General features: G+C 41.6%; 13 protein-coding genes. 10 read left to right on the forward strand and 3 right to left on the reverse strand.

The window, feature by feature from the left end; all coding sequences use genetic code 11:
- Positions 1–36 precede the first annotated feature (36 nt).
- The 8 genes from AACZ73_RS13710 (at position 37) to AACZ73_RS13745 (ending at position 7353) form a co-directional block, all read left to right on the forward strand.
- A complete protein-coding gene (locus AACZ73_RS13710) occupies positions 37–810 on the forward strand; it encodes an enoyl-CoA hydratase-related protein (RefSeq protein WP_339878654.1) in 774 nt (257 codons plus the stop codon).
- Positions 811–2733: an ATP-dependent DNA helicase RecQ gene (locus AACZ73_RS13715; RefSeq protein WP_339878656.1), complete on the forward strand. Its 1923-nt coding sequence runs from the start codon at positions 811–813 to the stop codon at positions 2731–2733. It begins immediately after the preceding gene.
- Complete coding sequence (locus AACZ73_RS13720; protein WP_339878658.1) at positions 2726–3334, forward strand: hypothetical protein; 609 nt, start codon at positions 2726–2728, stop codon at positions 3332–3334. The genes AACZ73_RS13715 and AACZ73_RS13720 overlap by 8 nt, the downstream gene beginning before the upstream one ends.
- Positions 3321–3872, forward strand: a complete 552-nt coding sequence (locus AACZ73_RS13725) for an NUDIX hydrolase (protein WP_339878746.1) — start codon at positions 3321–3323, stop codon at positions 3870–3872. Before AACZ73_RS13720 ends, AACZ73_RS13725 begins: the two co-directional genes overlap by 14 nt.
- On the forward strand, positions 3872–4309 hold the full coding sequence (locus AACZ73_RS13730; RefSeq protein ID WP_339878660.1) for a thioesterase family protein: 438 nt from the start codon (positions 3872–3874) through the stop codon (positions 4307–4309). The genes AACZ73_RS13725 and AACZ73_RS13730 overlap by 1 nt, the downstream gene beginning before the upstream one ends.
- 83 nt (positions 4310–4392) lie before the next feature.
- The gene (locus AACZ73_RS13735; protein WP_339878748.1) at positions 4393–5064 is read left to right on the forward strand and encodes a tetratricopeptide repeat protein; all 672 of its coding nucleotides are present in this window, start codon (positions 4393–4395) and stop codon (positions 5062–5064) included.
- A 1-nt stretch (position 5065) separates the two neighbouring features.
- The gene (locus AACZ73_RS13740) at positions 5066–6031 is read left to right on the forward strand and encodes an L-threonylcarbamoyladenylate synthase (protein ID WP_339878662.1); all 966 of its coding nucleotides are present in this window, start codon (positions 5066–5068) and stop codon (positions 6029–6031) included.
- A gap of 122 nt (positions 6032–6153) precedes the next feature.
- Entirely contained in the window at positions 6154–7353 is a 1200-nt protein-coding gene (locus AACZ73_RS13745; RefSeq protein WP_339878664.1) for a phosphoglycerate kinase, read from the forward strand.
- Positions 7354–7508: 155 nt separating this feature from the next.
- On the opposite strand, the gene AACZ73_RS13750 is transcribed toward AACZ73_RS13745, so the two are convergent.
- Positions 7509–8366, reverse strand: a complete 858-nt coding sequence (locus AACZ73_RS13750) for an endonuclease/exonuclease/phosphatase family protein (RefSeq protein WP_339878666.1) — start codon at positions 8364–8366, stop codon at positions 7509–7511.
- 176 nt (positions 8367–8542) lie between these two features.
- Between AACZ73_RS13750 and AACZ73_RS13755 the strand changes: the two genes are divergently transcribed.
- Positions 8543–9436: a flavin reductase family protein gene (locus AACZ73_RS13755; RefSeq protein ID WP_339878667.1), complete on the forward strand. Its 894-nt coding sequence runs from the start codon at positions 8543–8545 to the stop codon at positions 9434–9436.
- A gap of 24 nt (positions 9437–9460) precedes the next feature.
- On the opposite strand, the gene sppA is transcribed toward AACZ73_RS13755, so the two are convergent.
- On the reverse strand, positions 9461–11230 hold the full coding sequence (gene sppA / locus AACZ73_RS13760) for a signal peptide peptidase SppA (RefSeq protein WP_339878668.1): 1770 nt from the start codon (positions 11228–11230) through the stop codon (positions 9461–9463).
- Between the two features lie 61 nt (positions 11231–11291).
- Between sppA and folK the strand changes: the two genes are divergently transcribed.
- Positions 11292–11786, forward strand: a complete 495-nt coding sequence (folK, locus tag AACZ73_RS13765; protein WP_339878669.1) for a 2-amino-4-hydroxy-6-hydroxymethyldihydropteridine diphosphokinase — start codon at positions 11292–11294, stop codon at positions 11784–11786.
- A 68-nt stretch (positions 11787–11854) separates the two neighbouring features.
- On the opposite strand, the gene fabD is transcribed toward folK, so the two are convergent.
- Positions 11855–12730 (reverse strand): ACP S-malonyltransferase, encoded by an 876-nt coding sequence (gene fabD / locus AACZ73_RS13770; RefSeq protein ID WP_339878671.1) that lies wholly within the window; start codon positions 12728–12730, stop codon positions 11855–11857.
- Between the last annotated feature and the right edge of the window lie 46 nt (positions 12731–12776).

The following is a 12776-nucleotide window of genomic DNA, read 5'->3' on the forward strand; positions in this document are numbered from 1 at the left end:
AAACTAACTTGATCCCAAACCCAAATTGCGATACAAATGAGTGCTGTACTTACAGAGATCACCGATAAAATTGGAATCATAACGCTGAATAGGCCAGATAAGCGTAATGCACTTAGTCCAGAACTGATTGCGGGACTTCATCAAGCTTTCGAAGAAATGAATGCTAATGAGAAGGTGAAAATCATTGTGCTTCGATCTACTGGAAAAGCATTTTGTGCAGGTGCAGATTTAGCCTATTTGCAGCAACTTCAGGATTTTTCCTATGAGGAAAATCTGGAGGATAGTCGCAGACTTATGGCACTTTTCAATTTGATTTATTGCCTTCCTAAGGTTGTGATCGCTGAAGTCCAAGGCCATGCTTTGGCGGGAGGATGTGGCTTGGCGACGGTTTGTGATTTTGCATTTGCAGTGCCTGATGCACTTTTCGGATATACTGAAGTGAGAATAGGGTTCGTGCCAGCCTTGGTTTCCGTTTTCTTACAAGAGCAAATTGGTACAGCAAAAACGCAGGAGCTATTACTTTCTGGAGAGTTTATAACTGCCAGCAAAGCTGCTGAGTTAGGCCTGATCACTGGAGTAGAACCATCTGAGTTTTTGGAAAAATATGTGATGGAATTCGCTACAAAACTAATTACCCAGAATTCTTCCTTTTCAATGGGGAAAACTAAAATACTATTGCGGGAGCTAAATCAAACCACTAGAAATAAATCCCTTGATCTTGCCGCTGAAATGAACGCTTCGGCCCGTGCTCATGCTGATTGCAAAAAAGGAATTGCCGCTTTCCTGAATAGAACTACGCCAGACTGGTAAATGCTAACTAGAGCTACTGAGATTCTTCATAAAGTTTTTGGACATGCTGATTTTCGGCCAGTTCAAAAAGAAATCATCGAGTCAGTTTTGGCTGGGAAGGATACGCTTGCGCTTTTGCCTACAGGTGGAGGAAAGTCACTTTGCTATCAGATTCCTGCCTTGACTCAAGAGGGGATTTGCTTGGTTGTGAGTCCGCTGATCGCTTTGATGAAAGATCAGGTGGATGCGCTTAAGGCTAAAGGAATTAAGGCTGCTGCGATTTATTCCGGTATGAGCTATCGAGAGATTGATCGCACACTGGACAACTGCATCTATGGAGATTACAAGTTTCTATACGTTTCTCCGGAGCGGCTGAAAGCTGAGCTTTTTGTCGAGCGTTTCCGGCAGATGAAAATAAATTTGATTGCGGTGGATGAAGCGCATTGTATTTCTCAATGGGGATATGATTTCCGCCCGCCTTATTTGGAGATTGCTCTGATTCGCCCATATCACCCGAAAATCCCGGTTTTGGCATTGACAGCATCGGCCACTCCGCAGGTTTGTGCGGATATCATGGAGAAGTTGGAGATGAAAAAGGCGGCTGAATTCCATCAGAGTTTTGCCCGAAAAAATCTCAGTTACTCAGTACGACTCGTAGAGAACAAACTTGAAAAGGGACTGGAAATACTCAGTCGCATTGATGGATCAGCTATTTGGTATGTGAGAAATCGGCAGGGGACGCATCAAATTGCTAAGGCTCTCGGGCAACTTGGAGTTCCAGCCTCTGCTTATCATGCGGGATTGTCCATGCAGGACAGAGCTCTGCGACAGGAGGCATGGATGAAAAATGAAGTTCGGGTGATGGTAAGTACCAATGCTTTTGGGATGGGGATAGATAAGCCAAATGTGCGGGTAGTGATCCACAGTGATTTGCCGGAAAATGTGGAAAATTACTATCAGGAAGCTGGTCGTGCAGGACGGGATGGGGAAAAAGCCTACGGAGTTCTGCTGGCAAATAATCAGGATTTCGAAACGGTTTTGAAGCGTGCAGAAATGGTTTATCCGCCAATTGATTTTGTTAAACGTGTATATCAATGCCTCGCCAACTACTACAGAATCGCAGTCGGTAGCAATATGCTGAGCAGCTTTGATTTTGAGTGGAATGAATTTGCAAATACCTATGAATTGGGTGTTTTGGAGACTTTTTATGCGTTGAAATTATTGGAAGAAGAAGGATTCATTGGGTTGAGCGAAAGCTATTATTCTCCTTCGAAAATACATTTCACCGTAGATCCATCGAGGTTGTATGATATTCAAATCGCTTATGCAAAGCTGGACCCAGTGGTAAAAATCATCATGCGAACCTATGGCGGAAACGTCTTTTCGGAATACATCAAAATCCAGGAAGCGAAACTTGCCAAGTCCCTGAATATCTATGAAAATGAACTGGTCAAATCACTCAAGCAATTGGAGCAACTGGAAGTGATGGTCTATGATCAGCGGAAGGACAAGCCTCAGATTACTTTTTTAACTCCGCGCTATGATGCAGGGAAATTGCCTCTCAATTTCAAAAGGATAGAACTTAGGAGAGCTTTGACGCTGGAAAAGGCAAAAAGCATGGTTGCCTATGGACAGCAAAATGAGCTTTGTCGTACACAATTTATTCAGGAATACTTTGGAGAAAATACGGATGAGCAGTGTGGAGTATGTGATGTTTGCATAGCAAACCGAAAGGCGGAAGATCCCAAAAAGGCTGAAAATAAGCTTAAAAACAAGATTCTAGAAACTTTACGCCTTTATGGTGAGTTAACAGAAAAGCAGATCTTTGAAAGTATTCGTCTGCCAGCCTCGCAAAAAAACCTTCGTGTATTGCGCATTTTGCAGGATCAGGGATATATTACACAACTGACGTCTGGCAACTACGCAATTTCAACTCATGAGTAATTTTCTTGACGATTTATTTGACAAAGTATTTAAGTCTTCGGAAAAGACTCCGATGACGCATAAGGAGAATATTGTGCACAAGGAGTTGGAGATTGAAGATGCACAAAAATGGATAAACTCAAAAGAAGGCAAAGAGCTGGTTGCAAGAATTTCAAAGTCTTATTATTTCAAAGCTATCCAAATTGAAGAGCGTCCACAAATTCATATTTTGGATTCGAAGTATGCCAGAGGCTTTGCGATTACCTATGACGATCCGTTAGATGAGCAAACATTTTCGTTGCTTTTCTTGGCTTTTGCGCAGCGTGTTCTAGCTTTGGGATACCGGCAAGTGAGTTTGGATCGGAAAATGGAGGAAATAAATGAGCAAGTGAAAGTCACTGACAAGTATTATTTCAAACCTCCCCTCAAAGCACTTGGAAAGAATGAGTTGATTTCTCAGTTATTTGGCAATATTGCTATAGAGAAAATCACCGTAAATAACCAGCCCAATTACCTCAAGGTATTAGCGACGTTTTATTCGGATAGGCTATACCAGGACCCCAAACCGTTTGATCAATTTCTTGATCATTTATTTGAAGCAACTCATGATGGACAGAATTAACTTACGAGAGCAGTTAGGAAGATATCGGACACCGTACGAAGAGGAGGCTGGTTTTATACAGGACTTTTTGGATTTGACCGAGGATCCTCTTGCCTATGGGCGGGAGCGATTGGAAGGTCATTTTACAGCTTCTGCTTGGATAGTGAACCGCAAGCGTACGCATACTTTGCTTACACTTCACCGCAAACTTGGCAGATGGTTACAGTTGGGTGGACATGCGGATGGAAATGAGGATTTACTGGAAGTTGCCATGAAAGAGGCAGAAGAGGAAAGCGGATTGAAGAGTTTGGAGTTTGTGGATAAAACGATTTTTGACTTGGATAAGCATATTATTCCGGAGCGTCCACATGTGCCTGAGCATTTTCATTACGATGTGCGCTACATTTTGGAAGCAGACTTATATGAGCCATTGATTAAAAGTGATGAGAGTATTTCTTTGGCTTGGGTAGCATTTGATTCAGTTCAGGATGTGATTGGCTATAATCCTTCCATCTTAAGAATGCTTGAAAAAACCAGTAAATCAGAAATTCTTCTTTGATGATTAGGCTTGACCCCGCTGAGCTTCAGCGTGAGATTGAATTTTCTTTACCTATTCAAATCAGATTCTCGGATATTGACGGCTATATGCATGTCAACAACGGTATTTATTTCAATTACTTCGAGCATGCAAGAGCCTTGTATTTGGAGCAAGTTTGTCAATGGGATATCATGAAAGTCGGTTGTGTAGTCGGCAGAATTGAAATGGATTATTTCCGGCCAATTCATGTAGATGATACCCTTACAGCTTTGGTGAAATGCAGTAGAATTGGAAATTCCTCCTTTGATTTAGAGCAATATTTGGTGGGAGAAACTAAGACTGGAGAGCATTATACATTTGCAAAAAGTAAATGCATACTCGTCTCAGTAGATATGAATACGATGAAGCCCATGCCGCTTCCGGAAAACTATAGGGCAAAACTTCAGCCCAAATCCTGATTTCAAAGACGCAATCCCTATCTTTGCGCAAAATTTAAGCTGTGAAAAAACTTTGGATAATTACCTTGCTATTGGCAGGATTGATGGGTTGTAGCCCAAGTGAAGAGGAATTGGTACAAGAAGGAATCCTTCAAATGGATGCTCAAAATTGGAGTGGAGCTATCACTCTTTTTGACCGAGCGCTTGAGATCAATCCGGAAAATGCACTGGCTCTGAATGCAAAAGGAGCAGCACTTTTTCAGGAAGAAAAATTTGAAGAAGCAGTTCCTGTTTTTACAGCTTCAATTCAGGCGGATTCAGCTAGCTACAAGGCATGGTTCAATCGTGGAAATGCGAATCTGAAGCTGGAGAATTTCAAAAACGCCGTTTCTGATTACAATATGGCGACCCTACTTGATCCATCTCAAACTGATATTTACTACAACCGTGGCTTGGCTTTATTAGGCTTGGAAGAATATGAAGATGCTTTGTTGGACTTTGATAAAGCACTTCAAGTGGAGCCAAACCAAGCGCTCGTCCACTTCAACCGTGGAAAAGCACTTTTAGGAAATAATGATCCAGCCAATGCGATGAAAGCCTTGACTGATGCCATCAATTTAGATGGTAAGAATGGTGCCGCTTATTATTTACTTGGCGTGACAAGAATGTCCGCTCTGGGAGAATCTGAAAAAGAAGTAGGATGCGCAGATCTAAAGATGGCTCTTCAACTTGGATACACTGAAGCTAAAACTTGGATAGACGATTTCTGCGAATAAGATGGCAGTGATTGGGCAGGACATATCGCAAGCAAAAAGAGTTCTGGATGCAGGTGAGTTGGTTGCTATTCCTACCGAGACCGTTTATGGTTTGGCAGGAAATGCGCTGAATCCTGTAGCGGTAGCATCGATTTTTGAGACGAAAAACCGCCCAAGTTTTGACCCCTTAATTGTTCATATTCCTTCTCTTGAAGTAGCGGAGAACTATGTAATTGACATTCCAGATCCTCTCCGAAAACTTGCTGAGCAATTCTGGCCAGGTCCTTTGACTTTGCTTCTTCCCAGGAAAAATACTATTCCTGACATAGTTACTTCGGGTTTGGAACGAGTTGCCGTTCGCGTACCTGATCATTCCTTGACTTTAGAATTACTCTCTCAGTTAGATTTCCCCCTAGCTGCGCCAAGTGCAAACCCTTTTGGATACATCAGCCCTACTTCTCCTGCTCACGTGGATGCTCAGTTGGGAGACAAGATCTCTTATATTTTGGATGGAGGAAAATGCAGGGTAGGGTTGGAGAGTACGATAGTAGGAATGGAAGAAAACGAAATTGTGATTTATCGTCTTGGGGGGTTAGAAATTTCGGAAATCGAACGTATTGTTGGGAAAGTAACAGTCAAAAGCCATAGCTCATCCAATCCTCAATCTCCTGGCCTTTTAGAGAGCCACTACGCGCCCACGAAGCCATTTATATTAGGTAACTTGGAAGAGTTGATTGCTGAGCGCAAAAGGGAGGGAATTGACTTTGCTGTACTTTCTCTAGTTCAATCCTTTCCAGCTATTCCAACAGGAAATCAAATCGCTCTGAGTACTAGGGGAGATTTGAAAGAGGCGGCTACGAATCTCTTTGCTGCTATGAGAACTTTGGATGCGTCCAACGCTTCCGTGATTTTGGCAGAATTGATGCCTGAGGAAGGCTTGGGAAAAGCCATCAATGACCGCTTAAAGCGTGCTGCAACGAAGGGGTAATTAACCATTGCAGTATTTCTTAACAAATTGATCCTAGGCGAAAGTCGATTTTTGCCGTAATCTTTGATAAATTCACACCTGATTTTTATCTATTTAATTAATCAAAAGCTATTAACCTTACTATGAACTCTAGAATCAAAAATGTAGATAATCTTAGTTTTGAAGGCAAGAAGGCGCTCGTGAGAGTGGATTTCAATGTTCCTTTGGACGACCAACTGAATGTGACTGACGATACCCGTATCCAAGCTGCACTACCTACTATCAATAAAATATTGAAGGATGGCGGATCTGTGATCTTGATGTCTCACTTGGGTAGACCAAAATCTGGACCTGAGGATAAATTTTCTCTTAAAAACATTGTGCTAGCTTTAGAGAAGGCGCTAGAAAGGCCAGTGAAATTTTCTCCTGACTGCATCGGTCAGGAAGCTGAAATGCTTGCTGAAGGTTTGAAGCCTGGTGAAGTGTTGCTTTTGGAAAACTTAAGATTCCACAAGGAAGAAGAAAAAGGAGATAAGGATTTTGCGGAGAAGCTTTCCAAACTTGGCGATGTCTATGTAAATGATGCATTCGGCACAGCACATAGAGCGCATGCTTCTACGGCGGTTATTGCTCAATTCTTTAATGATAAAGTTTGCGGATACCTGATGCTTTCTGAGTTGAAAAATGCAGACAAAGTGCTAGGTAATCCTGAGAGACCTTATACGGCAATCATGGGTGGTGCTAAAATCGCTGACAAGATCTTGATCATCGAGCAATTGCTGAACAAAGTAGATAACCTGATTATTGGTGGTGGTATGTCCTATACTTTTGCCAAAGCACAAGGTGGAACAATCGGTGATTCTTTACTTGAAGCTGATAAAATGGATTTCGTTCTTGAACTGATGGAAACCGCAAAAGCAAAAGGAGTTAATCTTATCCTTCCGGTTGATACAGTGATTTCTAAGGCTTTTGCAAATGATGCTGAGCAGGGAATGGCTAACAAAGGCGAAATTCCTGATGGATGGATGGGCTTGGATATCGGACCAAAATCCCGTGAATTGTTCTCTGAAGTAATAGCAAATTCAAAGACTATTCTTTGGAATGGCCCAATGGGTGTTTTCGAAATGGATTCTTTTGACAAAGGAACAAAGGCTGTTGCTGAAGCAGTAGTAGCTGCGACCAAAGCTGGCGCTTATTCTCTAATCGGTGGAGGTGACTCTGCAGCTGCGGTTAATAAGTTTGGATATGGAGATGATGTTTCCTTTGTATCAACTGGTGGTGGAGCATTGCTAGAGCATATGGAAGGCAAAGTGCTTCCAGGTGTTGCGGCATTAGAGCCTTAAGAATTTCAGACATTTATTTCAGACCTTCGGAGTTTTTAAAACCCCGAAGGTTTTTTTTTTGACTTTTTAAACTGCAAAGAGCACATCTGTTAAGTTATTCAGGGCTTTATTCAAATTCCAAACCATGAATGCTGAATTTCGAAGTGGGGGAGAAGTTAGAACTCCACTTCCACCAACACTGGAAAGTGATCTGAAGGATATTTTTTTCCATAATTATCAGTCAGAATCCCATGACGAATCACCTTAATATCACCTTTTACAAACACGTGATCGATGATTCCATCAGGCATTTTCTCCCAGTCAAAACTTGTAAATGAGCCTGCAGGGCCATAAGATGGGATTTCAGAAATAAGTCTGGCATCTTGCCAATCTGGATTTGAAGTGATAGTAGAATATGCTGCGTTATCAGGTTTTACATTGAAGTCTCCCATCAGAATTGCCGGAGCATTTTCTTTGTTGATCAAAGACACTTGTGCCATCACCAACTTGCTACTTTCTTCCCGTGCTTGCTGACCGATGTGATCGTAGTGATTATTGAAAACATAGAAAGTTTTTCCGCTGGTATCCTTGAATTTGCCCCAAGTACAGATTCTATTCAGCGCAGCATCCCAGCCCTTGCTTGGTTTCTCAGGAGTTGGTGAAAGCCAAAAAGTGCCTTGATCCAGCATTTCAAACTTCTTCGGATCGTAGAGGATTGCTGCATATTCACCTTTCTCAGTTCCATCATCGCGCCCCACACCAATATATGAATAGCCAAGTTCTTTGGTCAGATCCACGAGTTGGTTATTTAATGCCTCTTGTACGCCAACGAGCTCGATTTGATGAAATTGAATCAAGCTTGCCACATGCGGAAGGCGATCTGCCCAAAGATTTCCTACATCGTTTGGATTGGCGTATCGGATGTTGAACGTAGCGAAATTATGGGTTTGGGCGACAGAAATCGAATTAATTCCTAGGTTTAGAGCCAGCAATAAAAGGCTTGTTTTTAATAAACTTATCAGGGTTCTTGTCATGAATTCAGAACTTATTCTTGAAAAATGGTTTAAGTATTTAAAATTGAGTCATAATTTCATCAAATGAAATCGAACATCGAGAAAACTTTTCAATGAAGAGTATTTCTTAATATGCAAGAGACCATCCCGAAATATTGGGACAGGCGTGTGGCCATTGAAAATCAAATTAAAAGCACATGAAGACCTTTTATCCCAAAGACCTAAGTACCCAAGAATTTTACGGATTAATGCAAGGAGCTGTGGCGCCGAGGCCGATTGCATTTGTGAGTACGATCGATAAAGCAGGAAATGTAAATCTCAGCCCATTTAGCTTTTTTAATTTAGTTAGTTCCCAGCCTCCAATTTTGATATTTTCTCCCTTACGAAGAATGAGGGATAATACTACTAAGCATACCCTTGAAAATATTCTTGAAGTGCCTGAAGTAGTTATCCATATCGTTCATTTTGGCATGGTAGAACAAATGTCACTTGCGAGTACTGAATATGAAAAGGGGGTGAACGAGTTTGAAAAAGCGGGATTTACTCCTGTCGGATCAAATGAAGTGAAGCCGCCAAGGATCAAGGAGGCTCATGTGTCTTTTGAATGCAAGGTGAATGAGGTGAAATCTCTCGGAGATAGTGGTGGAGCAGGAAGTATAGTAATCTGTGAAGTATTGGTGGCTCATGTCAATGAAGCCATTTTTGATGAGGCGGGAGTGATAGATCCAAACAAGCTCGACGCAGTGGCGCGTCTTGGAGGTAATTGGTACAGTCGAGCCAGTGGAGCTTCACTTTTTCAGATTCCTAAGCCTTTGCGTACTCTCGGGATTGGGGTTGATCAAATGCCGGACGATGTTAGAAATAGCACCATTCTAAGTGGAAATAACCTGGGTAGACTTGGTAATGTTGAAGCTTTTCCAAGTGACGCTGAAATAGCGGAGTTTGGAAAAAGCGATGAAATCGAAGAAATGAGACTTCGATTTAAATATGATCCAGATTCTTTAATAGATCACTTACATCTTTTGGCAAAGGAAGCTCTGGATGAAAATGATGTGGAAAGAGCTTGGTTGATCCTTTTACAAAAGTCATAAAAAAAGCGGCCTAAGCCGCTTTTTTTATTTGATGATGAATTCTTGAGGCATTCTTACCTGAATACCTTCATAGGATTTTAGTTTCTCTATTTGTTGGAACAGCTTGTAGTTAGATCCCAATTTACTCTGAAGGATTTTGAGTTGTACATTTTCACCCAAGTCTTCCATAATGGTTTCGAACCAGGGTTTTTTAGTAGGGTAATAAACTACTCGATAGTCATCTCCTGCACCAATTCTGTTAGCAGCAATTTCAATTGTTGTATTTAATCCTCCAAGCACATCCACGAGTCCACGTTCTTTTGCTTGATTGCCTGTCCAAACTCGACCGGAAGCCACTTCTTTCACTGCCTCCGCAGACATTCCTCTGCCTTCAGATACTCTGGTGACGAAAGTCTCATAGCCATCTTCTACTGTGCTTTGAATTATGTTTCTTTCTACCTCAGTCAAAGGTCTTGTTGGATTCATGAAGTCAGAAAGCTCGCCTGTTTTTACCACGTCCACCGTTATTCCCAAATGTTCATTTAGCAATTCCTGCGCGTTGAACATCATGCCGAATATCCCAATAGAACCCGTGATAGTATTTGGCTGTGCTACGATAGTATCAGCTGGTGCTGAAATGTAATAACCACCTGAGGCTGCTACTTCACCCATAGATACATACACAGGCTTTGCCTTTTTGGCTTCAGCCATTTCTCTCCAGATCACTTCCGAAGCGACTACAGATCCTCCTGGGGAATTCACGCGAAGTACAATTGCCTTGATGTTATCATCAGTCCTTGCCTTTCTGATTTCTTTGGCAAACTTTTCGGAACTGATTACGCCATCGGCTTTTCCTCCGACGATTTCACCTTCTGCTATGATTACTGCTATTCTATTTGAGGAAGTGATATTTTTAGATTTTACAGCTTTGTTCAAATCAGTCACATTGATTGTGGTGATATCCTCGTCATCATCCACTCCTATTTTTTCTTTTAGTTTGGAAAGTACTTGATCAAAATAAAGTAAATCTGTTGCCAGTCCATAGGTTACCGCATCTTTTGGCTTGCGGACCAACATCAAATCATTGATTTTCTTTAAGCTATCGTAGGCGATCCCTCTTGATTCAGACACACCGTGCAAAGCAAACTGGTTCATGTCGTCCAAAAATGATTGAGTTTGGAGCCTAGCCTCCGGACTGTTTTTCTCAAGAATAAATGGCTCCACTGCAGATTTAAATTCTCCTACACGGAAGATCTCAGGTTTCACACCTACTTTTTCGAAAAGTCCCTTAAAGAAAATTCCCTCAGAAGAAAAGCCGTTAAAGTCGATTCCACCGAGAGGGTTAAGATAGATTTCATCTGCAACTGAGGCGACAAAATATCCGCCTTCAGTGTATGCCTCATCGTAAGCAACGATGAATTTTCCGGAAGTTTTAAAATCCAGAAGAGCTTCCCGGAGCTCAAGCAAGTTAGCTTGCCCAGCAATTAAAAGACCTGTGTTTAAATAAATGCCTTTTATATTTTCATTGGTCTTTGCTTCACCAATAGCCTTTTTAAGATTAACCAAACCGGCAGTCATTTCCTGCCCGAATGGATTTCCTAATATGGAAAGATCCAAATCTTCTTCGGAGGTGCGCTCCACAATTGTCCTACCGTTCAGATCTAAATGTAATACGGTGTTTTCGCTAACCGTCACTTCTTTGTCTCCGCTTGAGGAGGCTACTATGCCGATCAAGCCAAACATAAGAAGCACACCTAGTATGCTGAAAACAAAAAGACCAACGATCACCGCTAGTACATTTCCCAAGAATTTCATAAGCTAAATTATTTGAAGCCCAAAATAACCTAATTTGGGGCATGTATACAAAAGCAATTTTATGCCGAGAAAGTTTGAAAACGTAGTTTTAATATTAGGAGGAAATAAAGGGGATAGAAATGGGCTTTTAACTTCGGCTGTAATGGCAGTTTCAGAATTGGGTGAAATGACAACAAAGTCGAAAGTTTATGAGACGGAAGCTTGGGGAGGAGTAGCTAAGGGGCCTTTTTTGAATCAAGTTGTTGAAATTAAAACGGCATATTCACCTTTTGAAATCTTGGCTTTCATTCAGAAAATCGAGTTAGATCTTGGAAGAAAAAGAGATGAACATTGGGGAGATCGGACGATGGATATTGATATTATTTATTTTGGCGGTCAAGTGATCGATACCGCGGAATTGAAAACCCCTCACCCATATTTGTCAGAACGGAAGTTTGTACTTATTCCATTAGTGGAGATTTTACCTGACTTTATTCACCCAAGTTTGAGAAAAAGCAATCAGCAATTATTGGAAGAGTGTAAGGATAAATCTGAAGTGCGGGAGTGGGAAGGATAATAGGGAGTTTTCGATAGTATTAAAAAGCTAAACAAATAAAAACCCGCCTTGTGAGCGGGTTTTGTATTTTACAAACCTGAAACTTCAGCTTCAGGATGGATTTTTTTAACTAGACCTTGAAGTACTTTTCCGGGGCCACATTCTACAAACTCAGTAGCACCATCAGCAACCATGTTTTGAACGGATTGAGTCCATTTAACTGGAGCGGTCAATTGAGCTATTAGATTTGCTTTAATTTCTGAAACCTCCGTTACAGCTGTGGTGCTCACATTTTGGTATACAGGACAGCTTGGAGTATGGAAGGTGGTTGCTTCGATAGCTGTCTGCAATTTTTCCCTGGCAGGTTCCATCAGTGGTGAGTGGAATGCACCACCTACAGGAAGTGGAAGTGCACGCTTCGCTCCTGCTTCTTTCATTTTTTCACAGGCGATTTCGATGCCTTTGTTAGATCCTGAGATCACCAATTGACCGGGACAGTTATAGTTTGCCGGCACGACAATTTCTTCCGTAAAACTTGCGCATATCTCTTCTACTTTCTCATCCGGGAGACCTAAGATTGCTGCCATGGTGGACGGATTGATTTCACAAGCTTCCTGCATTGCAAGGGCTCTTTGGTAAACCAATTTCAGCCCGTCTTCAAAGGCAAGTGTGCCATTGGCAACTAAAGCAGATAGCTCTCCCAATGAGTGACCTGCTACCATATCTGGTGCAAAATCAGGAGTTGTTTTAGCCAAAATCACCGAATGAAGGAATACAGCAGGTTGAGTTACGTTTGTTTGTTTCAGTTCCTCAGCAGTTCCCTCAAACATGATGTCTGTTATACGGAAACCTAAGATTTTATTTGCTTGCTCAAATAATTCTTTTGCTTGGGAATTTTCTTCATAAAGTGCTTTTCCCATTCCTGGGAATTGGGCCCCTTGGCCCGGAAAAACAAATGCCTTCATTTACTAGTGTTTATTGTTCGGAGCAAATATAATGCTTTTCCCAAAG

Origin of the sequence: uncultured Algoriphagus sp., assembly GCF_963974835.1 — a bacterium.
GTDB lineage: Bacteria > Bacteroidota > Bacteroidia > Cytophagales > Cyclobacteriaceae > Algoriphagus.